The sequence below is a fragment of the Streptomyces sp. NPDC057565 genome (assembly GCF_042801455.1).
GTDB lineage: Bacteria > Actinomycetota > Actinomycetes > Streptomycetales > Streptomycetaceae > Streptomyces > Streptomyces yanii.
This window is the reverse complement of sequence record NZ_JBHVFU010000046.1, coordinates 17,375-41,625: the sequence shown is the minus strand read 5'-3', so window position 1 is coordinate 41,625 and position 24,251 is coordinate 17,375. Positions and strand designations below refer to the sequence as shown.

Genomic DNA, 24,251 nt, shown 5'->3' with positions numbered 1-24,251 from the left:
ATCTACTCTCGTGCGTATGACGGACGACAGCGCGCACGAGAGCGGATCCTCCCCCGACGCCGCGGACGCGCTCCGCGCCCGCTGGAGCGACGCCCTGGTCGCCGCACGAGGGGACGACGCGACCGGCCCCGATCCGCTGCCGTACGCCGACAACCTGCTCGCCCGCTGGGCCGAACCGCAGCGCCGCTACCACACCACCGCCCATCTGACGGCGGTCCTCGACCGCATCGACACCCTCGCCGGGCACGCCGACGACCCGGACGCGGTCCGCCTCGCCGCCTGGTTCCACGACGCGGTGTACCGCCCGGACCGTTCCGAGAACGAGGAGCGCAGCGCCGCCCTCGCCGAGCGCGCCCTGCCCGAGGCCGGTGTCCCGGACGCCGTCACCGCCGAGGTCGCCCGGCTGGTCCGGCTCACCGTCACCCATGACCCCGCGGACGGCGACACCAACGGCGAGGTGCTGTGCGACGCGGACCTGGCCATCCTGGCGGCCGCCCCGAAGGAGTACGCGGCGTACGCGGCGCAGGTGCGGGACGAGTACGGCTTCGTCCCCGACGAAGCCTTCCGGGGCGGGCGTGCGGCCGTCCTGCGGCAGCTGCTCGGACTGCCGCGGCTGTTCCGTACGCCGCACGGGTTCGCCGAGTGGGAGCCGCGGGCCCGGCAGAACCTGCTGACGGAGCTGGAACTGCTCACCCGTTGAGACAGCAGACGGGATACCTCGATACGGGAATGCAACGGTCACGATCGCTGTTGGCAGCTGTCATGCCCGACTCTGCCGTTCGCCGCCGTACCCGCATGCCTCTGGCCGTATACATTCTGGGCCTCTCGGTCTTCGCCCTCGGCACGAGCGAGTTCATGCTCTCGGGGCTGCTGCCACCGATCGCCGACGACATGAACGTGTCGATCCCCCGGGCCGGGCTCCTCATATCCGCCTTCGCCATCGGCATGGTGATCGGCGCGCCCCTGTTGGCCGTGGCCACGCTCCGGCTCCCGCGCCGCACCACCCTCATCACACTGATCTCGGTCTTCGGCCTCGGGCAGGTCGCGGGTGCGCTCGCACCGACGTACGAGGTGCTCTTCGCCTCCCGCGTGGTGAGCGCCTTCGCGTGCGCCGGGTTCTGGGCGGTGGGAGCGGCGGTCGCCATCGCGACGGTGCCGGTGAACGCGCGTGCCAGAGCGATGGCCGTGATGATCGGCGGGCTGTCGATCGCGAACGTCCTCGGCGTACCGCTGGGGGCGTTCCTCGGTGAGAACCTCGGCTGGCGGTCGGCGTTCTGGGCGGTCGGCGCGGCGTCCGCCGTGGCGCTCGTCGGTGTCGCGACGCTCATCCCCCGCATCCCGCTCCCGGAGGAGAAGCCGCAGCTCAAGCGGGAGATGTCCATCTACCGCGACCGGCAGGTGTGGCTGTCGATCGTGATCACGGCGCTCGCGGCCGGCGGGGTCTTCTGCGCGTTCAGCTATCTGGCGCCGTTGCTGACGGATGTCGCCGGGCTGGATTCGGGGTGGGTACCGACGGTTCTCGCGCTGTTCGGGATCGGGGCGCTGGTCGGTACGACGATCGGCGGCCGGGTCGCGGACGCGCACCTCTTCGGGGTGCTGATGAGCGGTATCGCGGCCTCGACGGTCTTCCTGGTCGCGCTGGCGCTGTTCGCCTCGAACCAGGTCGCGGCGGTCGGGCTCGCGTTCCTGCTGGGCCTGTCGGCGTTCTACACGGCCCCGGCACTGAACGCCCGGATGTTCAACATCGCGGGCGCGGCCCCGACCCTGGCGGGCGCGACGACGACCGCCGCCTTCAACCTGGGAAACACGGGTGGCCCCTGGTTGGGCGGCACTGTGATCGACGCGGACTTCGGCTTCGAGGCGACGGCCTGGGCGGGCGCGGCGATGACGGTCCTGGCGCTGGTCGCCGTGGTGTTCTCGCTGCGACTGCACGGCGGAGGCAGGTCGCGCCGGGTGACCGGGTCGCCCGCCGCGATGTCGTCGCCGACGTCGGTCGACGTGGAAGCGGGGAGCTCCTCCGCCGCCTGAGCGGGGTGGCTTCGGCAGTCGGTTCAGCCGCCGGGCACCCAGCCGGGCGCCCGGCGGCCCTTGGGGCGCCGTAGTCCCGCCTCCGTGAGCCGGCGGACGAGCTCCTTGGAGCCGACCTCGCGGGCTCCGGCCCGCACCGCGTCCGCGTACCGCGTTTCCGGTACGTCGTAGTGGTCCCGCTCGAACGCCTGCGGCGGGCAGCCGATGGCGGCGGCGAACGCGTGCAGTTCGTCGAAGGACACGTCGCTGACCAGATGCGACCAGAGCCGACCGTGGCCCGGCCAGTCGGGCGGGTCGATATAGACCGTCACCGGCCCAGCACTCCGCTCAGCGCGCCCACGCGCGCCACCATCACGGTCGCCTTGGTGCAGACCCAGCGCGGGTCCGGGCCCAGCTCCGGTTCGACGTCGAGGGCGTGCGGGTCGCCCGCGTCGCACACGGGGCAGAGCGGCCAGCGGCCGTACCGCTCCAGCAGCGCGTCCTGGACGTCCTGGGCGACAAGGCCGACGACGTATTCCACGCCGTCCGGCCAGTGCTCGACCCACCAGCGCCGGTGCGTCACCGCGTCCTCGACGAGCGAGACGATCTCGGCCTCGGCGACACCGCCTGCGGCGAGATCGGCCATGACCAGGGCGCGGGCGGTGTGCAGCGCCTGCTCCAGGCGGTTCAGCTCCATGCAGCCATTGTCACCCCGAGTGCGGACAGGTCCTGCGTCCGGTTACCCGTCCCGTCCTCCGTTCCGTCAGAGGTCGGGACCAAAGGGGGTTGACGGACCGCAGGGTTGAAAATATCTTTCAAATGTGACCAATGACCTGAAGGAAAGTTTCAGCGGGGATGCGCCGCCCGCACCGGCCGCACTCGCGGCCAAGGTGCGGACGCTCGCGCCGTCCATGACGCGCTCCATGCAGCGGGTCGCCGAGGCCGTAGCCGGTGACCCGGCCGGCTGCGCCGCCCTGACGGTCACCGGTCTCGCCGAGCTCACCGGCACCAGCGAGGCGACCGTGGTCCGCACGGCCCGCCTCCTCGGCTACCCCGGCTACCGGGATCTGCGCCTCGCCCTCGCCGGGCTCGCCGCCCACCAGCAGTCCGGCCGCGCCCCCTCCGTCACGGCGGACATAGCCGTCGACGACCCGATCGCCGACGTGGTCGCGAAGCTCGCCTTCGACGAGCAGCAGACCCTCGCGGACACGGCCGCCGGACTCGACACGGTACAGCTCGGTGCCGCCGTCGCCGCCGCGTCGACCGCCCGCCGGATCGACATCTACGGTGTCGGCGCCTCCTCTCTCGTCGCCCAGGACCTGGGGCAGAAGCTGCTCCGTATCGGCCTGATCGCGCACGCGCACATGGACCCGCACCTGGCTGTCACCAACGCCGTGCAGCTCCGCTCCGGCGATGTGGCGATCGCGATCACCCACTCCGGTTCCACCGGTGACGTGATCGAACCGCTCCGGGTGGCGTTCGACCGGGGCGCGACGACGATCGCGATCACCGGCCGCCCCGACGGCCCGGTGACGCAGTACGCGGACCACGTGCTGACCACATCCACCGCCCGCGAGAGCGAGCTGCGCCCCGCCGCCATGTCGAGCCGGACGAGCCAGCTCCTCGTCGTGGACTGCCTGTTCATAGGGGTTGCCCAGCGGACGTACGAGACGGCAGCCCCGGCGCTCGCCGCCTCGTACGAGGCACTGGCCCACCGCCACACCCCCCGCACCCGCTGAACCGTACGAGCCACGAGTTCGAGAAAGCAGAGCCGCTCTCCATGACCTCCACCACCGACGCCAACGCCGCGACGCCCGATCAGCCCTCCGAGTACGGAGAGCTGCGCGCCGAACTCGCCACCCTCACCACCGAGGCGTTCCGGCCCGAGCTCGCCGAGATCGACCGGCTGGCCACGCTGGAGATTGCCCGGATCATGAACGGCGAGGACCAGTCCGTCCCCTCCGCCGTCGCCGCCCGGCTGCCCGAGATCTCCGCGGCGATCGACGGGGTCGCCGGACGCATGGCCCGCGGTGGCCGGCTGATCTACGCGGGCGCGGGCACCGCGGGCCGGCTCGGCGTCCTGGACGCCAGCGAGTGCCCGCCCACGTTCAACACCGACCCGTCCGAGGTGGTCGGTCTGATCGCGGGCGGCCCGTCCGCGATGGTCACAGCAGTCGAGGGCGCCGAGGACAGCAAGGAGCTGGCCGCCGCCGACCTCGACGGACTGGATCTCACCCCGGACGACACGGTGGTCGGCATCTCCGCCTCCGGCCGTACGCCGTACGCGATCGGAGCCGTCGAACACGCCCGCGCCAAGGGGGCGCTGACCATCGGCCTGTCCTGCAACGCGGACTCGGCGCTCGGCGCCGCGGCCGAGCACCCCATCGAGGTCGTCGTCGGCCCGGAGCTCCTCACCGGCTCGACCCGCCTGAAGGCCGGTACGGCGCAGAAGCTCGTCCTCAACATGCTGTCGACGATCACGATGATCCGACTCGGCAAGACGTACGGAAACCTCATGGTCGACGTCCGCGCCTCCAACGAGAAGCTGCGCGCCCGCTCCCGCCGGATCGTTTCCCTCGCCACCGGCGCCTCCGACACGGAGATCGAAGCCGCGCTCGCCGCCACCGACGGCGAGGTGAAGAACGCGATCCTCGCCATCCTCGGCCAGGTCGACGGTCCGACCGCCGCCACGCTCCTGTCCGCGTCCGACGGCCACCTCCGCGCCGCCCTCGCGGCCGCACCCCGCACCACCTGACCCCATCCGGGGCACCGCTCCGCACCCCCGCACAGCAAGGCACCACGCACCATGGCTACAGAAGACAAGAACCGCGCCACTGCCGCCGCGATCCTTCCGCTCGTTGGTGGCGCCTCGAACGTCAGCTCCGTCGTCCACTGCATGACCCGGCTCCGGCTGGGTCTGCGTGACCGCTCGCTCGTCGACGACGAGGCCCTGAAGGCGCTCCCCGCCGTCATGGGTGTGGTCGAGGACGACACGTACCAGATCGTCCTCGGCCCGGGCACCGTCGCCCGGGTCACCCCGGAGTTCGAGCAGCTGGTGGAGGAGGGCCGGGCAGCAGAACCGGTGCCCGCGCACACCACCACCACCGCGGACGAACTCGCCGCCCAGGGCGCCGCGATCAAGGCGGCCCGGAAGGCGAAGAACGCCACCCCGTTCAAGCTCTTCCTCCGGAAGATCGCGAATGTCTTCGTCCCGCTGATCCCGGCGCTCATCGGCTGCGGCATCATCGCCGGGCTCAACGGCCTGCTGGTGAACCTGGGCTGGCTGACCTCGGTCACCCCCGCCCTCGCCGCGATGGCGTCCGGCTTCATGGCGCTGATCGCCGTGTTCGTCGGCTACAACACGGCGAAGGAGTTCGGCGGCACGCCGATCCTCGGCGGTGCGGTCGCCGCGATCATCGTCTTCCCGGGCGTCGCGAACATCGAGGCGTTCGGCCAGAAGCTCTCCCCGGGCCAGGGCGGTGTGCTGGGCGCGCTCGGCGCGGCCGTCCTCGCGGTGTACGTGGAGAAGTGGTGCCGCCGCTGGGTCCCGGAGGCGCTGGACGTCCTGGTCACCCCGACGCTGACGGTGCTGGTCTCCGGCCTGGTGACGATCTTCGGCCTGATGTACGTGGCCGGCGAGGTCTCCACCGCCATCGGCGACTTCGCCAACTGGCTGCTCTCCAACGGTGGTGCGGGCGCAGGGCTGATCCTCGGCGGGTTCTTCCTTCCCCTGGTGATGCTGGGCCTGCACCAGGCGCTGATCCCGATCCACACCACTCTGATCGAGCAGCAGGGCTACACGGTCCTGCTCCCGATCCTCGCCATGGCGGGCGCGGGCCAGGTGGGCGCGGCCCTTGCGGTCTACCTCCGCCTCCCGCGCAACGAGTCGATCCGCAGGACGATCAAGTCGGCTCTCCCGGCGGGCCTGTTGGGCGTCGGCGAACCGCTGATCTACGGCGTCAGCCTCCCCCTCGGCCGCCCGTTCGTCACGGCATGCGTGGGCGGCGCGTTCGGCGGCGCGTTCGTCGGCCTCTTCAACCAGTTGGGCAGCGCGGTCGGTTCGACGGCGATCGGCCCGTCCGGCTGGGCCCTGTTCCCGCTCCTGGACGGCAACCACGGCCTCGGCACGACGATCGCGATCTACGCGGGCGGCCTGCTGGTCGGCTACCTGGCGGGCTTCGTCGCCACGTACTTCTTCGGCTTCAGCAAGGACCTGCTGGCGGAGTTCAACGTGTCGCAGGAACCGGCGGCTTCGACGGTCGCGGCGACGGGCATCCCGGCCGCCCCGACCACGGACCCGGCGCAGGAACCTGCCCGCGCCTGATCCCGTCACGCAAGGAGGGCGGCACCCGCACCGGGTGCCGCCCTTCACGCTTCTCAGGGCAGCCTCCCCTCCCGGTTGACCTCCCTGACCCTGGCCCGCAGCACATCCCCGGGCGACGCCGGCTGCACAGCCTCCGGCGGGCAGTCCCACTCCGCACCGCCGCCCGGCGGCCGCAGCTGTACGTACGGCCCGACGCACCCCATCACGCGCCCCACCCGCCCGTCCCGGGAGTCCACCGCGAACGACCCGGGCTCCGGCGTACACGGTTCGAGCCCCTCACTCGTCATGACCGGCCTCCCTGTTGCCCGTCCGTGCCGGCACAGCACTCAGCCGCAGCGCCGTATCGACGGTGCACCGCCCGAGGTCCACCAGCGGCGCGGGCTCGTTCCCTGCGCACGACACCGGATCGACCCGCAGCGACGGCAGCGTGAGCCCCACGCCCTTCAGCTCTTGCCTCAACTTCTCCACCGCGTCCTCCGCCTCCCCCACTCTTCCGGCAGCAACCCGTCATCGCCCTGTAGTGGTCATCCTGCACACCTTCCACGCTCAGTAACCGCAATGCACACCCAGCGTGTCCAACACGCGGCTAGCCCGGAAAGGGCGAAGAACCAACAACCGCCTGTGTTTCACAGGGAGTTGTCATGCGGAGGCCCAAGAAACTCGACCCGTCCTCCTCTCCGCGCGCCCCCCTCGGCGCCGAACTCCGGCACCGAAGGAACAAAGCCGGTCTCTCCCGGGAAGAAATCGGTCTCCCGCTCTTCGTCAGTGGCTCGTCCATCGGCCAACTGGAGTCCGGTACACGCCGGATGCAGATGGACCAGGCCCAGAAGTTCGACGAAAAATCCTGCGCGCGAACGGATTTTTCGTACGGAACTGCGTCGCCCTGAAGAAGTCGAAGTACCCGGATCACTTCGCGGAGGCGGCGGAGGCGGAAGCCGTCGCGAAGACCATCGAGGAGTACGCATCTCAGCTGACTCCCGGTCTGCTGCAGACGGAGGCGTACGCGCGAGCGGTGTTCCGCGCGTACCGGCCGACGGCGCCGGAGAACGTGATCGACGACCTGACCACGACGATCCGGCACAAGTCCTCGTACAGCGGTGCGAGCGGCGGCGACTGCCTCGAAGTGGCCACGTGGCGGAAGTCGACGTACAGCGGCGGCAGCGGCGGGGACCGTCTGGAAGTCGCCGACGGGCACCCCGGTGTGGTCCCTGCCCCCTTCTCCGTGTGCTTCCCGGGGCTCAAGCCACGGAGCCCGAGCGCCCTTTCCAAGGAATGGGTGGAGGGCTCCACCCCACCCACCCTCCCCAGCAGGGGTGTTCACTTTTCGTGACCGGCTTGCCGCACACGGCGCGAACGCTCTGGCGTTCCGATGAACGAACGACCCCCGTCGGTGCGGGAACACCGAACAGGGGTCTGACCACCAAGATCGAAGAAGGCGATCCAATGGCTTCGAGCCAGTTTGGTGCCGCCTCGCACGCACCGCACGTACCGCCCCACCCGATGGCCGATCCGGGCTACGGCAAGCGGTCTGCACACGACCAACAACCCCGTACCGCGTATGATTTCGCACATCTTCCGCCGCGCGAGGCCGCTTTCGCCGCCCATGTCGACCGGCTGCCGGACGGCGCCGACATCTCCGTGAAGACGCTGGCCACCGTGCTGCCGTACGGGCAGTGCGCGCTGCGGACCGCGCTGAACAACCTCCAGCGGGCCGGGCATCTGCGCCGGGGCAGCGAGCACCTCATCGGCTCGGGCGGCGCACGCTGGGTGACGCGTACGTCCTTCTCCCGCACGCCGCGCGACGACGACCGGTGGGCGGCGTTCACCAGCGGCGACGCACCGCCGGAACAGCAACGGCCGACCCGCTCACGGGCGTTCGTCCTGCTCGCCGCGCTCGGCCGCACCCTCACCCGCACCGAAAGCGGGGGCACGCCGGTGGGAAGGAGGCGACGCCATGACCCCCAGCATCGCCGACCGCCCCGACATGCCCATCGAGGACTTCGTGGAGCGTCAGCGCCGCCGCGGACATGGCATCGGCCCCCTGGACCCGTGCAGGTCCAGGGGGCCGATGTACGACCGAACTACCGATCCGTCAGGATCAGAAGTCCATGTCACCGCCCGGCATGCCGCCCGGAGCGGCCGCAGCGGCCTTCTCCGGCTTGTCGGCGATGACGGCCTCGGTGGTCAGGAACAGCGCGGCGATCGACGCGGCGTTCTGCAGAGCGGAGCGCGTGACCTTCGCCGGGTCGAGAATGCCCTCGGCGATCATGTCGACGTACTCGCCGGACGCGGCGTTCAGGCCGTGACCGATCGGCAGGTTGCGCACCTTCTCGACGACGACGCCACCCTCGAGACCACCGTTGACGGCGATCTGCTTGAGCGGGGCCTCCAGCGCCAGCTTGACGGCGTTGGCACCGGTCGCCTCGTCACCCGAGAGCTCCAGCTTCTCGAAGACGGCGGAAGCCTGCAGCAGCGCGACGCCACCACCGGCGACAATGCCCTCCTCGACGGCCGCCTTCGCGTTGCGAACGGCGTCCTCGATGCGGTGCTTGCGCTCCTTGAGCTCGACCTCGGTGGCGGCACCGGCCTTGATGACCGCCACGCCGCCGGCCAGCTTCGCCAGGCGCTCCTGGAGCTTCTCGCGGTCGTAGTCCGAGTCGGAGTTCTCGATCTCGGCACGGATCTGGTTGACGCGACCCTGAACCTGGTCGGTGTCACCGGCGCCGTCGACGATCGTCGTCTCGTCCTTGGTGATGACGACCTTGCGGGCACGGCCCAGCAGGTCCAGGCCGGCGTTCTCGAGCTTGAGACCGACCTCCTCGGAGATGACGGTGCCACCGGTGAGGATGGCGATGTCGCCGAGCATGGCCTTGCGGCGGTCACCGAAGCCCGGGGCCTTGACGGCGACGGACTTGAAGGTGCCACGGATCTTGTTGACGACCAGGGTCGACAGGGCCTCGCCCTCGACGTCCTCGGCGATGATCAGCAGCGGCTTGCCGGACTGCATGACCTTCTCCAGCAGCGGAAGGAGGTCCTTCACGTTGCTGACCTTGGAGTTGACGATCAGGATGTACGGGTCGTCCAGGGACGACTCCATGCGCTCCATGTCGGTGGCGAAGTACGCCGAGATGTAGCCCTTGTCGAAGCGCATACCCTCGGTGAGCTCCAGCTCCAGACCGAAGGTCTGGGACTCCTCGACGGTGATGACGCCTTCCTTGCCGACCTTGTCCATCGCCTCGGCGATGAGCTCGCCGATCTGGGTGTCGGCGGCGGAGATGGAGGCCGTCGAAGCGATCTGCTCCTTGGTCTCCACGTCCTTGGCCTGCTCCAGCAGAGCGGCGGAGACGGCCTCGACGGCCTTCTCGATGCCTCGCTTGAGGGCCATCGGGTTGGCACCCGCGGCGACGTTGCGCAGGCCCTCACGGACGAGCGCCTGGGCGAGAACGGTGGCGGTGGTCGTACCGTCGCCGGCGACGTCGTCCGTCTTCTTGGCGACTTCCTTGACCAGCTCGGCGCCGATCTTCTCGTACGGGTCCTCGAGCTCGATCTCCTTGGCGATGGAAACACCATCGTTGGTGATCGTGGGCGCGCCCCACTTCTTCTCGAGGACGACGTTGCGGCCCTTGGGGCCAAGGGTGACCTTGACGGCGTCGGCGAGCTGGTTCATCCCGCGCTCGAGACCGCGCCGTGCCTCCTCGTCGAACGCGATGATCTTGGCCATGTGAAGTGGTCCTCCCGGACAGGGGTGGATTTCTCCGGACCGAGTGGCGCCCGCGACGGACGGCCTGCGCGCCCGGTGGTTCCTTGCCCCACCAAGCTTGCGGGCCTCACCGGCCCGGTCCAAGTTCTGTCACTCTCACCTGGAGAGTGCTAACGCCAATGATTAGCACTCGACCCCCCCGAGTGCAAGCGCCCCCGGCGGTTGCGGACAACCCGGAAGCCGGGCGACGGCGCGCGGAGTGCCGGGGGGCGCGACGGGCGGGGGCACGCACGAAGGGCCCGCCCCCCGGTGGGTACGGGCCCTTCGTGCGTGAGTGGTGTCGTTGGCCGACCGCGCCGAGCTCAGCCGACGGCGAGCTTGACCATGTCCGCCTGCGGCCCCTTCTGGCCCTGCGAGATCTCGAATTCAACTCGCTGACCCTCTTCGAGGGTGCGGTACCCGTCCATCTGGATCGCGCTGTAGTGGACGAAAACATCCGCACCACCGTCGACCGCGATGAAGCCGTACCCCTTCTCCGCGTTGAACCACTTGACGGTGCCCTGAGCCATGCCTAACTCCCCTATTACTGGCCCCTGCACAGGACCGCACTTCGCGGACCCGGGTCAGAACTCACCCTCCGACAGGAGAGGGTGCGTGCGCCGGAACGCGTCGACCGCGGCCGAATGTATCTGCCCAACTGCCCTCTGCAACAGGTCAATCGGACGAGAATTCTGGGCAGCGCCGAACGCCCGAATATGGGGAATTTATGTGATTCCAGGGCAAGTCGGGCCGGACAAAGGCCACTTACGGCGCAAGGAGTTGGAACACTTTGGCTGCATCTTGTCGCGGGCGGGCGCATTCTCATATGCGGTCGGCACGGGCAGCGGAGGGGACTTCCCAACTCTACCGCGCTCAACCATGCAGAATTGCCCCCTCCGCTCAGCTCGCAGAGGGGGCAATTCCGGTAACGCTGCGGAGTCGGCCGCAGAGGCCGACTACACGTCAGCAGCCGCCCGCGACCGCCGGGATGATGGAGATGCCCGCGCCGTCCGGGGTCACCGTCTCCAGACCGCCTTCGAAGCGCACGTCGTCGTCGTTGACGTACACGTTCACGAAGCGGCGGAGCTTGCCCTGGTCGTCCAGGACACGCGCGGCGATGCCCGGGTGGTTCTGCTCCAGCGATTCGATGACCTGGGAGAGGGTCGAGCCCTCGGCCGGGACCTCGGCCTGGCCGCCCGTGTAGGTGCGCAGGATGGTGGGGATACGGACCTTGACGCTCATGTGGGTGCCTTCCTTACGTCTCGGGTGGTCGGGTCAGCCGTTGGCGAGGCCGGCGTCGCGGAACGCGTCCAGGCTGGGCCGGATGGTCGCGGTCGGGCCGGTCGTCGGGGCGACCGCGTCCAGAGTCTTCAGACCGTCACCGGTGTTCAGGACGACCGTGGTGAGCGTCGGGTCCAGCAGACCCGCCTCGATCAGCTTCCTCGTCACGCCGACCGTCACCCCGCCCGCCGTCTCGGCGAAGATGCCCTCGGTGCGGGCCAGCAGCTTGATCGCGTCGACGATCTGTTCGTCGTTGACGTCCTCGACCGCGCCGCCGGTGCGGCGGGCGATGTCCAGGACGTACGGACCGTCGGCCGGATTGCCGATCGCCAGGGACTTGGCGATCGTGTTCGGCTTCTGCGGGCGCACGACGTCGTGACCGGCCTTGAAGGCCGTGGAGACCGGGGAGCAGCCCTCGGCCTGGGCGCCGAAGATCTTGTACGGCTTGTCCTCGACGAGACCGAGCTTGATCAGCTCCTGAAGACCCTTGTCGATCTTCGTGAGCTGCGAGCCGGACGCGATCGGGATGACGAGCTGGTCGGGCAGCTGCCAGCCGAGCTGTTCGCAGATCTCGTAGGCGAGCGTCTTGGAACCCTCGCCGTAGTACGGGCGCAGGTTGACGTTGACGAAGCCCCAGCCCTCACCGAGCGGGTCGCCGATGAGCTCCGAGCAGAAGCGGTTGACGTCGTCGTAGTTGCCCTCGATGCCGACCAGCTCACCGCCGTACACCGCGGCCATGACGACCTTGCCCTGCTCCAGGTCGTGCGGGATGAACACGCAGGACCGGAAGCCGGCCCGGGCGGCGGCCGCGCCCACCGCACCGGCGAGGTTGCCGGTGGAGGAGCAGGAGAGGGTGGTGAAACCGAAGGCGCGGGCGGCCTCGACGGCGATCGCGACGACGCGGTCCTTGAAGGAGTGCGTCGGGTTGCCGGAGTCGTCCTTGACGTACAGCCCGCCGGTGACGCCCAGCTCACGGGCGAGGTTGTCGGCCTTGACCAGCTTGGTGAAACCGGGGTTGATGTTGGGCTTGTCCGCGACATCGGCGGGGACGGGCAGCAGCGGCGCGTAGCGCCAGATGTTGTTCGGTCCGGCCTCGATGCGCTTCTTCAGCTCGTCCGGGGAGCCGCTCGGCAGGTCGTACGCCACTTCGAGCGGCCCGAAACAGGACGCGCAGGCGAAAAGGGGACCGAGCTCGAAACGCTCTCCGCACTCGCGGCAGGAGAGTGCCGCTGCGGGGCCGAGGTCGACGGCGTCGGTGGAAGAATCGGTGCTTACTGCAACAGTCTGCGCAGCCATGATGGCGAGGCCCTTTCTCCTCATCTTCCTCGCGGCGCATTTCGCCACGAGCCGGAATTGGCACCTTCCCCACCTGACCTCGCGGTCGGCGGGAGGGTTGCCGGGACTTCAACGGGCCGTTCCCTCAGTCCCTCTGGATGAGCGCTATGGCACTGGATCATCGACCCAGGCATTTATTGGCGGAGGACCCCGACATGCGCCGGTCATCCGCGTTGTTCAAGACTGTAACCGAAGCATCGGACGGTTGAGATAGTCGTCCGAACCGCGAGATGGATCACATACAGGGAGTATCGACCGTGCTGGAAGAGGTCGAACGCTGGCTGGCCAGGCGTTCCTGGTCGGCAGCCGACCGCCCGTTGGACCGGCTCGTCGCCGCCAAGGGCCGGGACCCGCGGCGCGGGAGCGTGAGCGTGGTGCTGCCCGCCCTGAACGAGGAGGCGACGGTCGGCGCCATCGTCGAGACGATCCGGGTCGAGCTGATGGAGAAGGTGCCGCTGGTCGACGAGCTGCTGGTGATCGACTCCGGCTCGACGGACGGCACGGCGGAAGTCGCCCGGAAGGCGGGCGCCCGAGTGGTGCACCGCGACGCGATACTCCCGCGCATGCCCGCGCTCCCCGGCAAGGGCGAGGTCCTGTGGCGCTCGCTCCTGGTCACCAGCGGTGACATCGTCTGCTTCATAGACGCCGACCTGAGGGACTTCTCCGCCGACTTCGTCTCCGGCATCGTCGGCCCGCTGCTCACCGACCCCGGGGTGCAGTTCGTCAAGGCGATGTACGACCGCCCCCTGGGCGACACCGCGGGTCAGGGCGGCCGCGTCACGGAACTGGTGGCCCGCCCGCTGCTCAATCTGCACTGGCCACAGCTGGCCGGCTTCGTCCAGCCGCTCGGCGGTGAATACGCGGTACGGCGCTCGCTCCTGGAGCGGCTTCCGTTCCCCGTCGGCTACGGAGTGGAACTCGGCCTGCTGGTGGACGCCCTGCACACCGTCGGGCTGGACGCGCTGGCGCAGGTCGACGTGGGGGTGCGCAGACACCGCCACCAGGACGGCCAGGCGCTGGGACGGATGGCTGCGGCGATCTATCGCACCGCTCAACTCCGACTTTCCCGAGGTCACTTGGTACGTCCGGCCCTGACCCAGTTCGAGCGCGGCGAGGACGGCTTCGTACCGCGCACCCATCCGGTGGACACGGAGGAGCGGCCCCCGATGTGCGAGATCACGGAGTACGTTTCACGCCGCGCGGCCTGACGCGGCCTGACTTCGCACGTTTGGGTGGTTCGCGATCGGGCTAGATTCCGCAACATGGTCTCCGAGCACGCGGTCACGTCGGCTGCCCAGGTACTCGTCGCGTCCAACCGCGGCCCCGTCTCGTACGCGCTGCGCGCGGACGGTTCGATCGGCGCCAGACGGGGCGGCGGCGGGCTCGTCTCCGGCCTGAGCGCGGTCGAGGACAAGCTGTGGGTCTGCGCGGCGCTCGGCGACGGGGACAGGGCGGCGGTCCGGCACAAGATCGCCGAGCCGGGCGTACGGATGCTCGACATCGACGCCGACGTCCACGCCGACGCCTACAACGGCATCGCGAACTCGGTGCTCTGGTTCGTCCACCACATGCTGTACCAGACACCGCTGGATCCGGTCTTCGACGCGGAGTTCCGCCGGCAGTGGGCGTCATTCGAAACGTACAACCTGGCCTTCGCGCAGGCGCTCGCCGAGGAGGCCGGCGAGGGCGCCGCGGTGCTGGTGCAGGACTACCACCTGGCGCTGGTCCCGGGCATGCTCCGCGAGCTGCGGCCCGACCTGCGGATCGGCCACTTCTCGCACACCCCGTGGGCCCCGGTCGACTACTTCCGGCTGCTGCCCGACGACATCGCGGAGCAGCTGCTGCGCGGCATGCTCGGCGCGGACCGGGCGGGCTTCCTGACCCGGCGGTGGGCGGACGCGTTCATCGGCTGCTGCACGGAGATCCTGGGCGGCACGGGCCGGACGAGGATCGGCGTGCACGGTCTGGGCGCGGACGCGGACTTCCTGCGCCGCCGCGCACACGAGGCGGACGTGGACGAGCGGATGGCGGTGCTGCGGGAGCAGGTGGGCGGCACCGGCCGGAAGACGATCGTGCGGGTGGACCGTACGGAGCTGTCCAAGAACATCGTGCGCGGGCTGCTGGCGTACCGGGAGCTGCTGAGCACCCGCCCGCAGTGGCGCGAGCGGGTGGTGCATGTGGCGTTCGCGTACCCGTCGCGGCAGGACCTGACGGTGTACCGGGAGTACACGGCCGAGGTGCAGAGGCTGGCGGACGACATCAACTCGGCGTACGGGACACCCGATTGGACCCCGGTCCTGCTCCATGTGAACGACGACTTCGCGCGCTCGCTGGGGGCGTACCGGCTGGCGGACGTGGCGCTCGTCAACCCGATCCGCGACGGCATGAACCTCGTCGCCAAGGAGGTCCCGGTGGTCTCCGACGCGGGCTGCGCGCTGGTGCTGTCACGGGAGGCGGGGGCGTACGAGGAGCTGGGCGCCGACGCGATCGTGGTCAACCCCTACGACGTGTCCGCGACGGCGGCCGCCCTGCACGAGGCTCTGACGATGCCGGACGGGGAACGGGCTGAGCGCTCGAAGCGGCTGGCCGCTGCGGCGACGGCGCTGCCGCCGCAGCAGTGGTTCCTGGAGCAGCTGGAGGCGCTGCGGCAGGGGTGACGCGCCCGTCACACCTCGATGGGACCCGACCGGAGGCGGTGCGCCAAGGCCGAGAGAAACTCCACGACGGCTCCCGGTCCCGGCAGCAACAGGTCGGCGCGTTCGGCCAGTTCGGGTACTTCGGCGCTGCCGCTGCAGACCAGTAGGCCCGGGATGCCGTCGGGGCCCTCGGCGCGGAGCTTCTCCACGGCCGCGTAGGCCGCGAGGTCGCCCAGGTCGTCGCCGGCGAAGAGAACGGACTCGGCGTCCGTCTCCCGGACGAACTCCGTGAGCGCCACACCCTTGTCCATGCCGGGCGGTCGCAGCTCCAGGACGAGACGGCCCGGTTCGACGATCAGCCCGTGCCGGGCGGCGAGCGCACCGAGCGGGCCGCGCAGCGCGTCGAACGCGGCCTGCGGGTCGGCGGCACGGCGGGTGTGGACCGCGAGCGCCCGGCCCTTCTCCTCGATCCAGGTACCGCGCCAGGAGGCGAACCGTTCGAGCAGGCCGGGAAGTTCGGCGCGGACTGCGGCGACGCCCGGGTGCGGGGCGGGGGCGTGGACGGCGCCGGAGACGGCGTCCCAGCGTTCGGCGCCGTAGTGGCCGAGAACGACGAGGTGGTCAAGGCCCGGGACCCCGGCGAAGCCGCCGTGCCGGACCGCGACGTCGGCCGGGCGCCCGGTGATCACGGCGACGGAGGCGACCTTCGGAGCGAGCGCGGCCAGGGCCGGGACGGTGCCGGGGTGGGCGCGGGCCTGTTCCGGGTCCGGGACGATCTCGGCGAGGGTGCCGTCGAAATCGAGCGCGACGACCGCGCGCTCGGGGCGGGCGAGGAGAGCGGCGAGGCCTTCGCGGCCGGCCGGGGTGGTGGGGGTCGGCAGGGACTGTTCCGGAGTGCTGCCCATGGGTCGAGGGTATCGAGGGTGGTGCGGTGCGGCTACGGCCCGCGCCCGCGCTCGGCCTGTTCCCCCTGCCCACCCTGCCCGGAATCGGTGGCTCCGCACCGGGGCACCCGCTCCTGCGTCGCCGGAGGGGCTGGATGCGCGGCGATGCCGCAGCATCACCGCCGCCCCCGCCGAGCCTCCCGGATCCGTCGCAGCCGGTTCACCGTCACCGGGTCCTCCTCCAGTGCCCGCCGGTCGTCCAGGAGTGCGTTCAGCAGCTGGTAGTAGCGCGTCGGCGAGATGCCCAGGCCTTCCCGGATCTCCCGCTCCTTCGCCCCCGGGCCGGGCCACGAGCGCCGTTCCACGGCCAGGACCGCACGCTCCCGGTCGGAGAGCCCGGTGCCGGGGCGGTCGGCGGGGCTGTCGGCAGGGGGTTCCGCTTCGCTGGAGCCGTCGTCGGGGGCGGTCATATGAGCCAACCTATCGCCCGCCCCCGGACCCGCTACCCGGTCACCCGCCCCTCCGCGCCCGCCGCCTTCGACGCCTCCGCCGAGATCGAACCGAGCACGGCGGCCGTTTCGTTGAGTGTCTGTGTCCGCCCCGCGGTGAGCCGCATGAGAAACGTGTACGCAGGGATCGTCAGGCCCGCGAGCACGAAACCATGTGATCCCGTCTCCCCGAGCTCGGCAGAAGGCCCGGTCAAAGGCGTGCTCCGGAGCGCACTCCGAGGCTTTGCCACACTTTTGTATGGATCCTCAACAAACAGCAATAGTGGACTAGACCTATCGGGGGTCCTCGGGCGAAACTGTCTCCCGTGAAACACGTCATCGCCCTCGATGTGGGCGGCACCGGAATGAAGGCCGCACTGGTCGGGGCCGACGGCACTCTGCTGCACGAGGCCCGGCGCGCAACCGGCAGGGAGCGCGGACCCGACGCCGTCGTGGAGTCGATCCTCGCCTTTGCCGCGGAACTGCGCGCCCACGGGGAGGAACACTTCGGCGAGAGCGCCGTCGCGGCCGGTGTCGCCGTGCCCGGCATCGTCGACCCGGCGAACGGGATCGCGGTCTACGCCTCGAACCTGGGCTGGCGCGACGTCCCCCTGCGCACCCTGCTCGGCGAACGGCTCGGCGGCGTACCCGTCGCGCTCGGCCACGACGTCAGGACCGGCGGCCTCGCCGAGGGCAGGATCGGCGCGGGCAGGGGCGCCGACCGCTTCCTGTTCGTCCCGCTCGGCACCGGCATCGCCGGAGCCATCGGTATCGCGGGCACCATCGAGGCGGGCGCACACGGGTACGCGGGCGAGATCGGGCACATCGTGGTCCGGCCGGACGGACCGGACTGCGGGTGCGGACAGCGCGGCTGCCTGGAGACCCTCGCGTCCGCCTCCGCCGTCAGCCGCGCCTGGGCCGCCGCGTCGGGGGACCCGGAGGCCGACGCCGCGGACTGCGCGAAGGCCGTCGAATCGGGCGATCCCGCGGCCGTACGGGTATGGCAGGACGCGGTCGACGCGCTCGCCGCCGGGCTCGTCACCGCGCTGACCCTGCTGGACCCCCACACGCTCATCATCGGTGGCGGTCTCGCCGAGGCAGCGGAAACCTTGTTCGTACCACTCCGTGCGGCCGTCGAGGAACGTGTCACGTTCCAGAAGCTGCCCGACATCGTCCCCGCGGCCCTCGGGGACACCGCCGGATGCCTGGGTGCAGGGCTGCTCGCCTGGGATCTTCTCTCCACGGAGGTATCCGCCTGATGGCCGGACCCGCAGACAGCACGGTTCTCGCCGGGGCCCGGGTGGTTCTTCCCACCGGCACCGTCGAGAACAGCCGGGTGATCGTCGAGGGAACTCGGATCGCCGGGAGTCCGGCGGAGGGTGCTCGGACCATCGATCTGACCGGCCACTGGGTCGTCCCCGGCTTCGTCGACATGCACAACCACGGCGGCGGCGGTGCGTCCTTCACCTCCGGCACCGTGGACGAGGTCCTCACCGGCATCCGCACCCACCGCGAGCACGGCACCACCACCCTGGTCGCCTCCACCGTCACCGGCGAGATGGACTTCCTCGCCGAGCGGGCCGGCATCCTCTCCGAGCTGGTCGAGCAGGGCGACCTGGCCGGGATCCATTTCGAGGGCCCGTTCATCTCGCCGTGCCGCAAGGGCGCGCACAGCGAGAAGCTGCTGCGCCACCCGGACCCGGCCGAGGTCCGCAAGCTGATGGACGCGGCGCGCGGCACCGCGAAGATGTTCACGCTCGCCACCGAACTGCCGGGCGGCATCGAGTCGGTGCGGCTGCTCGCCGAGCACGGCGTGATCGCCGCGATCGGGCACACCGACGCGACGTACGAGCAGACCGTCGAGGCGATCGACGCGGGCGCCACCGTCGCCACCCACCTGTTCAACGCGATGCCGCCGCTCGCCCACCGCGAGCCCGGTCCGATCGCCGCCCTCCTGGAGGACGAGCGGATCACCGTCGAGCTGATCAACGACGGCACACATCTGCACCCGGCCGCCCTGGAGCTGGCGTACCACCACGCGGGCGCCGCCCGCGTCGCGCTGATCACGGACGCGATGGACGCGGCCGGGTTCGGCGACGGCCAGTACCAGCTGGGCCCGCTCGCCGTCGAGGTCAAGGACGGCGTCGCCCGGCTCGTCGAGGGCAACTCGATCGCGGGTTCCACGCTCACCCTGGACACCGCTTTCCGCCGGGCCGTCACGATCGACCGGATCCCGATCGAGGACGTCGTGCAGTCCATCTCCGCCAACCCGGCACGGCTGCTCGGCGTGTACGACAGGGTCGGCTCGCTCGACCCGGGCAAGGATGCGGACCTGGTCGTCCTGGACGCGGACTTCGCGCTCAAGGGCGTCATGCGCAAGGGCGAATGGGTTATTGAGCCCGAACTCGGGTGATTTCAGCCATTCTTGACAGTGGGCCGAATACGTAACGAAGAGACAGCGGTTGGCCCGGAGGTCTGGGCCGACCGCTTGCTCTTTGGCATGATCGCTTCCGTAAACAGCAGGGAAAGCGCGTTCTGGCAAGGGATCCGCGCTCCGGCACGGATCGAAGGGGTGACCGAGGTGATCCTCACGGTCACGCTGAACACGGCACTCGACCTGACGTACGGCGTACCGGCGCTGGTCCCGCACACCAGCCACCGCGTCGGTGACATCTCCGAACGCCCCGGCGGCAAAGGGCTCAACGTCGCCCGGGTGCTCTCCGCGCTCGGCCACGAGACCGTGGTCACCGGCTTCGCCGGAGGCGCAACCGGAGCCGTGCTCCGCGAGCTCCTGACGGACCTCCCGCCGCGCGACGCACTCGTCCCCGTCGCCGGGAACACCCGCCGCACCATCGCCGTCGTCGATGCGTCCACCGGCGACACCACCCAGCTCAACGAACCCGGCCCGCTCGTCAGCGCCGACGAGTGGGCCGACTTCCTCGCCACGTACGAGAAGCTCCTCGCCGACGCGGACGCGGTCGCACTCTGCGGCAGCCTGCCGCCCGGCATCCACGTCGGCGCCTACGCCGAACTGGTCCGCATCGCCCGCGCCGCCGAGGTCCCCGTTCTCCTCGACACCAGCGGCGAACCGCTGCGCCGGGGCATAGCCGCCCGCCCCGACCTGATCAAGCCGAACGCCGACGAGCTCGCCCAGCTCACCGGCTCCCGCGACCCGCTGCGCGCCACCCGTGACGCCCGCCGCCGGGGCGCGCACGGCGTGATCGCCTCGCTCGGCGCGGACGGCATGCTCGCCGTCACACCCGAGGGCGCCTGGCGGGCGGCGCCGCCGGACCGGGTCGCGGGCAACCCCACCGGAGCGGGCGACTCCGCGGTGGCCGGGCTGCTGTCCGGTCTCGTCGAGGGGCTGAGCTGGCCGGACCGGCTGCGCAGGGCGGTGGCACTGTCGACGGCGACGGTGCTGGCACCGGCAGCCGGGGAGTTCGACCGGGCGGCGTACGAGGAGCTGTTGCCGCGCGTCGGCATCGAGGAACAAGCACCGACGGTCTGAACGGCGCGGAACCAGCCCGCGTCGCGCGCCCGGCACCGTCCCGGACCACCCAGCACCATCCCGCACCGCACGAAGTCCCAGGGGGCAGCATGCCGCTCGTCAGCACCGGTGAACTCGTCTCGGCCGCCCAGGCCGACGGACGCTCAGTCGCCGCCTTCAACGTCATCACGCTGGAGCACGCGGAGGCCATCGCCGCGGGCGCGGAACGCGCCGGGGCGCCCGCCATCCTGCAGATCTCCGAGAACGCCGTGAAGTTCCACGGCGGCCGGCTCTCGGCCATCGCCGCCGCGGCCGCCGCCGTCGCCCGCGCCTCCCACGCACCGCTCGCGCTCCACCTCGACCACGTCGAGTCCGTGGAGCTGCTGCACCAGGCGCACGACGAGGGCTTCGGCTCGGTGATGTTCGACGCCTCGAAGCTGACCTACGAGGAGAACGTGCGGGCCACGGCCGACGCGGTCGCCTGGGGCCACGAGCGCGGGATCTGGATCGAGGCGGAGCTCGGCAAGGTCGGCGGCAAGGAGGGCGAGGCCCCGCTCGACGCCCACGCCCCCGGCGTCCGGACCGACCCGGCCGAGGCCGCCGCCTACGTCGCGGCGACCGGCGTCGACGCGCTGGCCGTCGCGGTCGGCTCCTCGCACGCGATGACGGAACGCACCGCCGCCCTCGACCACGCCCTCATCGGCCGGCTGCGCGACGCGGTCCCGGTCCCGCTGGTGCTGCACGGCTCCAGCGGCGTCCCGGACCAGGAGATCCGCCAGGCGGTCGCCTCCGGCATGCGCAAGATCAACGTGGGTACGGCGCTGAACACGGCGTTCACCGGCGCGGTGCGCGCGTACCTGGCCGACAACCCGACGGGCGTCGACCCGCGCAAGTACATCGTCCCGGGCCGCGAGGCGATGGCCACGACGGTGGCGGGGTTCCTGAGCCTGATGGGCTGACCCTCCCGGCACATACGAAAACCGGCCCCACCGCCCCTGTCGGGTGGTGGGGCCGGACCGCGTTCGGGGTTCAGCGTGTCTGGTGGCCGGCCTTCAGTGACAGCTGGTCCAGGTTGGCGTCGCACTGATCGCCCTCGTTGCACGAGATCATCAGCGTGTTCGATCCCTTGCTGAGGTTGACGTAGGCGTACGTCGTCGTCCAGCCCTTCTCCAGGTCGCCCTCCGGGGCCTTCGCGAAGTTCGTCATGTTGATCGAGCGGGGGGCCTCGGCGTTCACCGTCAGCGACGTCCTGGCGTCCTTGCCGGGCACGCCGTACGTCACGAACAGCGTGTACTCACCGGCCGCCGGCACGTCGACCGCCCAGGTCGCGGACCTGCCGACCTCGTTCAGATTGATGTACTGGCCGTTCGCGCTCTTCGCGCCCTTGACCGAGTTGTCGAGCGTGGCCGTGCCGCCGAGCTTCAGCGTCGCGGCGTCCTGCTTCGGCAGCTCCGCCGGGGGCTCGGAGGACGCCTCGGACTGCTTCGGCTTCGGGGACTCCTCGACCTGACCGGCGGGACCGGCCGAGGTGGCAGCCTCGTCCTTCTTGTTGCTGTCCTTGCCGTCGTTCGTGATCATCGCGACGCCGATGCCGACGAGCACGACCGCGACGACCGCGATCGCACCGATCAGCAGACCCTTGGTGTTCGGACCACCGCTGCCGGGACCGCCGCTGCGGCCATGGCCGCCCTGCGCCGGGACCTGCGTGGTGGGCCCGCCGCCGGGGTACGTCTCGGGGGCGGCGTACTGGGCGTTCGGCTGGCCGTACTGTGCCTGCTGCTGTCCGGCGTACGGCTGCTGCTGCGGCACCGGCTGCCCGTACTGGCGCTCGCCGACCGTCCGCACCTGGTTGTACGAGGTTCTGGGCACGCCGGGCTGAGAAGCGGGACCCGGATAGCCGTAGCCGCCCTGCCGTGGCGACTGGGCGCCGGACGCCTGTCCATCCTCGTACAGGTAGCCGAACGGATCGTCGTCCTCGGGTGTGTTTGCGCCGTTGTTCCCGGCCGTCATCCCTGGGTCACTCCTCACCATGTCGCCAGCCGTCGCCGAATATCGCCAGCCGTCGCCGACCGGCCGAGCCTACCTCGAACGGAGCACACCAAGAATTGCCGTCGGCCTTCGGGGTGCCGTGGCGAAACCTGGGCGGGGCACGGGAACGGGCCGTCCGTGAACGTCAGCCGGCCCTGCGGTGAACCTTCGACCGGGACCGCTTCTCCACATACATCCGCTGGTCGGCGGAGCGCAGCACCTCTTCGGCGGTCATGCCGCAGGCGGCCCAGCCGATCCCGAAGCTCGCCCCGACGCGCACGGCACGGCCATCCACCCGAATGGGGGGAATGATGGCGTTACGCAACCGTACGGCCAGGTCCGCGGCGTCCGCGGCGCCGAGCCCGTCCGCGAGGACGACGAATTCGTCACCCCCGAGCCGGGCGACGGTGTCGCCGTCACGCACACACGTGGTGAGCCGCCGGGCGACCTCGATCAGGACGGCGTCGCCGGTGTGGTGCCCGAAGCGGTCGTTGATGGACTTGAAGCCGTCGAGGTCGCAGAAGAGGACCGCGAGCCCCTTCGTCCCGTCGTCCTGCTCGCTGTCGGGCGCCACCGCGTGCACATGGTGGTCGTACGGCCCGCCGCCCGCCACCGCGTCCGCCTCGAAGCCGTCGGCCCGGAAGCCGTGCGTCCGGGCGGCGTCCCCGTCCTCGACGCCGCCGTACGCCGCGTCCAGCGCCTCCACGGCGGTGGCCGCCGTCGTCGAGTGCGGGCGCTCGCAGAGCCGGGCGCCGAGCCGGGCGCGCAGCTCCGCGCTGTTGGGCAGGCCGGTGAGCGCGTCGTGCGAGGCACGGTGCGCGAGGTGCAGCTCGTGGCGCTTGCGCTCCTCGATGTCCTCCACATGGGTGAGGAGGAAGCGGGGTCCGTCGGTGCTGTCCGCGACGACGGAGTTGCGCAGCGAGACCCAGAGGTAGGTGCCGTCCCGGCGCCCGAGCCGCAGCTCGGCGCGGCCGCCCTCGGCGGACGTGCGCAGCAGGGTGCCGATGTCCTCGGGGTGCACGAGGTCGGCGAAGGAGTAGCGGCGCAGGACGGAGGCGGGGCGGCCGAGGAGCCGGCACAGGGCGTCGTTGGTGCGCAGCAGCCGGCCGTGCTGGTCGCCGCCCACTTCGGCGATGGCCATGCCGCTGGGTGCGTACTCGAAGGCCTGGCGGAAGGATTCCTCGCTGGCCCGCAGCGCCTGCTGCTCCCGTTCGAGCCGGACCAGGGCACGCTGCATGTTTGCTCGGAGCCGGGCGTTGCTGATCGCAATGGCCGACTGGGACGCGTACATCTGGAGGGCCTCGCGCCCCCAGGCGCCGGGGCGGCGGCCGTTGCGCGGGCGGTCGACGGATATGACGCCGAGGAGGTCCCGGCCGCCGCCGGACGCGTACATCGGGGCGTAGAGCCGGTCCTCCGGATGCCACTCGTCCTCGAAGCGGGGCTCGGGACCTTCGGTGTGCCACTGCGGTACGTCGTCGTCGTGGAGGATCCAGCCGTCGGTGTGCGGTATGAAACAGAGCTCGTCCCAGCACTCACCCATGGAGAGCCTGCGCTCCCAGGAGGCGCGCGAGCCGACGCGGCCGGTGATCAGGGCTTCGGCGGCGGTGTTGCCCGCGAACGCGGCGACGACGAGGTCGCCGTCGGAGCGGACGAGGTTGACGCAGGCCAGCTCGTACCCGAGACCGGCGACGATTCCGTCGGCCACGGTCTGCAGTGTGTCGGCCAGGCTCCGCGCCGTGTTGAGATCGGCGACGGCCTGATGCAGTTGCCGCATCGTCGCTAGACGAACGTACGGCTCCGACTCGGCCTCCATTGCTCGCACTCCCCGAGACCTCGACAGCACTCCAGGTTTCATATCGACGTACTTGTTCTCAGTGTCACGGCCACTGAATCACAGTGAGCTGTGCACCCGGTACACAGGGTCAACAAATATTGCGCTCTGTGACTCAAGTCACAACAGATGGTGAAGGGTACCGAGTGGTCTACGGAAGCAGTCCGTCCTTTTCTTGAACGCAAATCCGTAGGTTGCACAGCGGCGCGCC

At 70.7% G+C, this 24,251-nt stretch carries 25 protein-coding genes, 2 pseudogenes and 1 riboswitch; of the genes and pseudogenes, 14 read left to right on the top strand and 13 right to left on the bottom strand.

The features are described 5' to 3' along the window. Positions 1 to 16 precede the first annotated feature (16 nt). Both ACFU8W_RS40215 and ACFU8W_RS40210 read left to right on the top strand, forming a co-directional pair. Entirely contained in the window at positions 17 to 700 is a 684-nt protein-coding gene (locus ACFU8W_RS40215; RefSeq protein WP_384048681.1) for a hypothetical protein, read from the top strand. Between the two features lie 95 nt (positions 701 to 795). After that, positions 796 to 2,028: a Cmx/CmrA family chloramphenicol efflux MFS transporter gene (locus tag ACFU8W_RS40210; RefSeq protein ID WP_384048678.1), complete on the top strand. Its 1,233-nt coding sequence runs from the start codon at positions 796 to 798 to the stop codon at positions 2,026 to 2,028. A gap of 23 nt (positions 2,029 to 2,051) precedes the next feature. On the opposite strand, the gene ACFU8W_RS40205 is transcribed toward ACFU8W_RS40210, so the two are convergent. Next, positions 2,052 to 2,339 carry a DUF4031 domain-containing protein gene (locus ACFU8W_RS40205; RefSeq protein ID WP_345512263.1) on the bottom strand — a complete coding sequence of 96 codons (288 nt, stop codon included), beginning with the start codon at positions 2,337 to 2,339 and terminating at the stop codon, positions 2,052 to 2,054. Then, complete coding sequence (locus ACFU8W_RS40200; protein ID WP_266983026.1) at positions 2,336 to 2,704, bottom strand: hypothetical protein; 369 nt, start codon at positions 2,702 to 2,704, stop codon at positions 2,336 to 2,338. Before ACFU8W_RS40200 ends, ACFU8W_RS40205 begins: the two co-directional genes overlap by 4 nt. Positions 2,705 to 2,828: 124 nt before the next feature. On the opposite strand from ACFU8W_RS40200, the gene ACFU8W_RS40195 reads away from it, so the two are divergent. The 3 genes from ACFU8W_RS40195 to ACFU8W_RS40185 are packed head-to-tail and all read left to right on the top strand — an operon-like array spanning position 2,829 to position 6,331. Continuing rightward, positions 2,829 to 3,746 (top strand): MurR/RpiR family transcriptional regulator, encoded by a 918-nt coding sequence (locus tag ACFU8W_RS40195; protein WP_266983028.1) that lies wholly within the window; start codon positions 2,829 to 2,831, stop codon positions 3,744 to 3,746. A 41-nt stretch (positions 3,747 to 3,787) separates the two neighbouring features. Then, a complete protein-coding gene (gene murQ / locus ACFU8W_RS40190) occupies positions 3,788 to 4,762 on the top strand; it encodes an N-acetylmuramic acid 6-phosphate etherase (RefSeq protein ID WP_384048675.1) in 975 nt (324 codons plus the stop codon). A gap of 51 nt (positions 4,763 to 4,813) precedes the next feature. After that, positions 4,814 to 6,331 carry a PTS transporter subunit EIIC gene (locus ACFU8W_RS40185; protein ID WP_384048671.1) on the top strand — a complete coding sequence of 506 codons (1,518 nt, stop codon included), beginning with the start codon at positions 4,814 to 4,816 and terminating at the stop codon, positions 6,329 to 6,331. Positions 6,332 to 6,384: 53 nt separating this feature from the next. Here the strand turns inward: ACFU8W_RS40185 and ACFU8W_RS40180 are convergent, their stop codons facing one another. After that, positions 6,385 to 6,618 carry a hypothetical protein gene (locus ACFU8W_RS40180; RefSeq protein ID WP_345512269.1) on the bottom strand — a complete coding sequence of 78 codons (234 nt, stop codon included), beginning with the start codon at positions 6,616 to 6,618 and terminating at the stop codon, positions 6,385 to 6,387. After that, positions 6,608 to 6,799: a hypothetical protein gene (locus ACFU8W_RS40175; protein WP_384048667.1), complete on the bottom strand. Its 192-nt coding sequence runs from the start codon at positions 6,797 to 6,799 to the stop codon at positions 6,608 to 6,610. Before ACFU8W_RS40175 ends, ACFU8W_RS40180 begins: the two co-directional genes overlap by 11 nt. 173 nt (positions 6,800 to 6,972) lie before the next feature. Between ACFU8W_RS40175 and ACFU8W_RS40170 the strand changes: the two are divergent. The 3 genes and pseudogenes from ACFU8W_RS40170 to ACFU8W_RS40160 form a co-directional block, all read left to right on the top strand. Beyond that, a pseudogene (locus ACFU8W_RS40170) lies at positions 6,973 to 7,394 on the top strand (Scr1 family TA system antitoxin-like transcriptional regulator); the annotation flags it as partial. Then, complete coding sequence (locus ACFU8W_RS40165; protein ID WP_384048738.1) at positions 7,380 to 7,661, top strand: DUF397 domain-containing protein; 282 nt, start codon at positions 7,380 to 7,382, stop codon at positions 7,659 to 7,661. The pseudogene ACFU8W_RS40170 and the gene ACFU8W_RS40165, both read left to right, overlap by 15 nt. A gap of 170 nt (positions 7,662 to 7,831) precedes the next feature. Continuing rightward, positions 7,832 to 8,236: pseudogene (locus ACFU8W_RS40160) on the top strand (hypothetical protein); the annotation flags it as partial. Positions 8,237 to 8,429: 193 nt separating this feature from the next. Here the strand turns inward: ACFU8W_RS40160 and groL are convergent. The 4 genes from groL to thrC all read right to left on the bottom strand — a co-directional run bounded on the left by groL (position 8,430) and on the right by thrC (position 12,647). Then, on the bottom strand, positions 8,430 to 10,052 hold the full coding sequence (gene groL / locus ACFU8W_RS40155) for a chaperonin GroEL (RefSeq protein WP_345512271.1): 1,623 nt from the start codon (positions 10,050 to 10,052) through the stop codon (positions 8,430 to 8,432). Between the two features lie 341 nt (positions 10,053 to 10,393). Next, on the bottom strand, positions 10,394 to 10,600 hold the full coding sequence (locus ACFU8W_RS40150) for a cold-shock protein (RefSeq protein ID WP_003967346.1): 207 nt from the start codon (positions 10,598 to 10,600) through the stop codon (positions 10,394 to 10,396). Positions 10,601 to 11,033: 433 nt separating this feature from the next. Then, positions 11,034 to 11,312, bottom strand: a complete 279-nt coding sequence (locus ACFU8W_RS40145) for a MoaD/ThiS family protein (RefSeq protein ID WP_317866360.1) — start codon at positions 11,310 to 11,312, stop codon at positions 11,034 to 11,036. Between the two features lie 33 nt (positions 11,313 to 11,345). After that, positions 11,346 to 12,647, bottom strand: coding sequence for a threonine synthase (thrC, locus tag ACFU8W_RS40140; protein WP_327245060.1), 1,302 nt, complete (start codon positions 12,645 to 12,647; stop codon positions 11,346 to 11,348). Positions 12,648 to 12,664: 17 nt separating this feature from the next. Next, a riboswitch (SAM riboswitch) is annotated at positions 12,665 to 12,791 on the bottom strand. A gap of 152 nt (positions 12,792 to 12,943) precedes the next feature. On the opposite strand from thrC, the gene ACFU8W_RS40135 reads away from it, so the two are divergent. Further along, on the top strand, positions 12,944 to 13,894 hold the full coding sequence (locus ACFU8W_RS40135; protein ID WP_384048663.1) for a glucosyl-3-phosphoglycerate synthase: 951 nt from the start codon (positions 12,944 to 12,946) through the stop codon (positions 13,892 to 13,894). A gap of 54 nt (positions 13,895 to 13,948) precedes the next feature. Then, entirely contained in the window at positions 13,949 to 15,343 is a 1,395-nt protein-coding gene (locus ACFU8W_RS40130; RefSeq protein ID WP_384048660.1) for a trehalose-6-phosphate synthase, read from the top strand. Between the two features lie 8 nt (positions 15,344 to 15,351). Here the strand turns inward: ACFU8W_RS40130 and otsB are convergent, their stop codons facing one another. The 3 genes from otsB to ACFU8W_RS40115 all read right to left on the bottom strand — a co-directional run bounded on the left by otsB (position 15,352) and on the right by ACFU8W_RS40115 (position 16,909). Then, positions 15,352 to 16,227 carry a trehalose-phosphatase gene (otsB, locus tag ACFU8W_RS40125; protein ID WP_384048657.1) on the bottom strand — a complete coding sequence of 292 codons (876 nt, stop codon included), beginning with the start codon at positions 16,225 to 16,227 and terminating at the stop codon, positions 15,352 to 15,354. Positions 16,228 to 16,382: 155 nt separating this feature from the next. Then, entirely contained in the window at positions 16,383 to 16,676 is a 294-nt protein-coding gene (locus ACFU8W_RS40120) for a DUF3263 domain-containing protein (RefSeq protein WP_384048654.1), read from the bottom strand. Positions 16,677 to 16,708: 32 nt separating this feature from the next. Further along, complete coding sequence (locus ACFU8W_RS40115) at positions 16,709 to 16,909, bottom strand: hypothetical protein (protein ID WP_384048651.1); 201 nt, start codon at positions 16,907 to 16,909, stop codon at positions 16,709 to 16,711. Positions 16,910 to 17,020: 111 nt separating this feature from the next. On the opposite strand from ACFU8W_RS40115, the gene ACFU8W_RS40110 reads away from it, so the two are divergent. The 4 genes from ACFU8W_RS40110 to ACFU8W_RS40095 all read left to right on the top strand — a co-directional run bounded on the left by ACFU8W_RS40110 (position 17,021) and on the right by ACFU8W_RS40095 (position 21,140). Then, complete coding sequence (locus ACFU8W_RS40110; RefSeq protein WP_384048648.1) at positions 17,021 to 17,953, top strand: ROK family protein; 933 nt, start codon at positions 17,021 to 17,023, stop codon at positions 17,951 to 17,953. Then, positions 17,953 to 19,107, top strand: coding sequence for an N-acetylglucosamine-6-phosphate deacetylase (gene nagA / locus ACFU8W_RS40105; protein WP_384048645.1), 1,155 nt, complete (start codon positions 17,953 to 17,955; stop codon positions 19,105 to 19,107). Before ACFU8W_RS40110 ends, nagA begins: the two co-directional genes overlap by 1 nt. 168 nt (positions 19,108 to 19,275) lie before the next feature. After that, a complete protein-coding gene (locus tag ACFU8W_RS40100; protein ID WP_384048736.1) occupies positions 19,276 to 20,202 on the top strand; it encodes a 1-phosphofructokinase family hexose kinase in 927 nt (308 codons plus the stop codon). Between the two features lie 89 nt (positions 20,203 to 20,291). Continuing rightward, positions 20,292 to 21,140 (top strand): ketose-bisphosphate aldolase, encoded by an 849-nt coding sequence (locus tag ACFU8W_RS40095; protein ID WP_384048643.1) that lies wholly within the window; start codon positions 20,292 to 20,294, stop codon positions 21,138 to 21,140. Between the two features lie 70 nt (positions 21,141 to 21,210). On the opposite strand, the gene ACFU8W_RS40090 is transcribed toward ACFU8W_RS40095, so the two are convergent. Both ACFU8W_RS40090 and cdgB read right to left on the bottom strand, forming a co-directional pair. After that, complete coding sequence (locus ACFU8W_RS40090) at positions 21,211 to 22,191, bottom strand: carbohydrate-binding protein (protein ID WP_384048640.1); 981 nt, start codon at positions 22,189 to 22,191, stop codon at positions 21,211 to 21,213. A 163-nt stretch (positions 22,192 to 22,354) separates the two neighbouring features. Further along, on the bottom strand, positions 22,355 to 24,022 hold the full coding sequence (gene cdgB / locus ACFU8W_RS40085; protein WP_384048637.1) for a diguanylate cyclase CdgB: 1,668 nt from the start codon (positions 24,020 to 24,022) through the stop codon (positions 22,355 to 22,357). Between the last annotated feature and the right edge of the window lie 229 nt (positions 24,023 to 24,251).

Excerpts from the sequence above, each read along its gene's own strand:
- ACFU8W_RS40130 (WP_384048660.1), top strand. The coding sequence starts at position 13,949 with ATGGTCTCCGAGCACGCGGTCACGTCGGCTGCCCAGGTACTCGTCGCG.
- ACFU8W_RS40150 (WP_003967346.1), bottom strand. The coding sequence starts at position 10,600 with ATGGCTCAGGGCACCGTCAAGTGGTTCAACGCGGAGAAGGGGTACGGC.
- ACFU8W_RS40120 (WP_384048654.1), bottom strand. The coding sequence starts at position 16,676 with ATGACCGCCCCCGACGACGGCTCCAGCGAAGCGGAACCCCCTGCCGAC.
- ACFU8W_RS40210 (WP_384048678.1), top strand. The coding sequence starts at position 796 with ATGCCTCTGGCCGTATACATTCTGGGCCTCTCGGTCTTCGCCCTCGGC.
- ACFU8W_RS40215 (WP_384048681.1), top strand. The coding sequence starts at position 17 with ATGACGGACGACAGCGCGCACGAGAGCGGATCCTCCCCCGACGCCGCG.
- otsB (WP_384048657.1), bottom strand. The coding sequence starts at position 16,227 with ATGGGCAGCACTCCGGAACAGTCCCTGCCGACCCCCACCACCCCGGCC.
- nagA (WP_384048645.1), top strand. The coding sequence starts at position 17,953 with ATGGCCGGACCCGCAGACAGCACGGTTCTCGCCGGGGCCCGGGTGGTT.
- ACFU8W_RS40145 (WP_317866360.1), bottom strand. The coding sequence starts at position 11,312 with ATGAGCGTCAAGGTCCGTATCCCCACCATCCTGCGCACCTACACGGGC.
- groL (WP_345512271.1), bottom strand. The coding sequence starts at position 10,052 with ATGGCCAAGATCATCGCGTTCGACGAGGAGGCACGGCGCGGTCTCGAG.
- cdgB (WP_384048637.1), bottom strand. The coding sequence starts at position 24,022 with ATGGAGGCCGAGTCGGAGCCGTACGTTCGTCTAGCGACGATGCGGCAA.
- thrC (WP_327245060.1), bottom strand. The coding sequence starts at position 12,647 with ATGGCTGCGCAGACTGTTGCAGTAAGCACCGATTCTTCCACCGACGCC.
- murQ (WP_384048675.1), top strand. The coding sequence starts at position 3,788 with ATGACCTCCACCACCGACGCCAACGCCGCGACGCCCGATCAGCCCTCC.
- ACFU8W_RS40200 (WP_266983026.1), bottom strand. The coding sequence starts at position 2,704 with ATGGAGCTGAACCGCCTGGAGCAGGCGCTGCACACCGCCCGCGCCCTG.
- ACFU8W_RS40090 (WP_384048640.1), bottom strand. The coding sequence starts at position 22,191 with ATGACGGCCGGGAACAACGGCGCAAACACACCCGAGGACGACGATCCG.
- ACFU8W_RS40180 (WP_345512269.1), bottom strand. The coding sequence starts at position 6,618 with ATGACGAGTGAGGGGCTCGAACCGTGTACGCCGGAGCCCGGGTCGTTC.
- ACFU8W_RS40185 (WP_384048671.1), top strand. The coding sequence starts at position 4,814 with ATGGCTACAGAAGACAAGAACCGCGCCACTGCCGCCGCGATCCTTCCG.
- ACFU8W_RS40095 (WP_384048643.1), top strand. The coding sequence starts at position 20,292 with ATGCCGCTCGTCAGCACCGGTGAACTCGTCTCGGCCGCCCAGGCCGAC.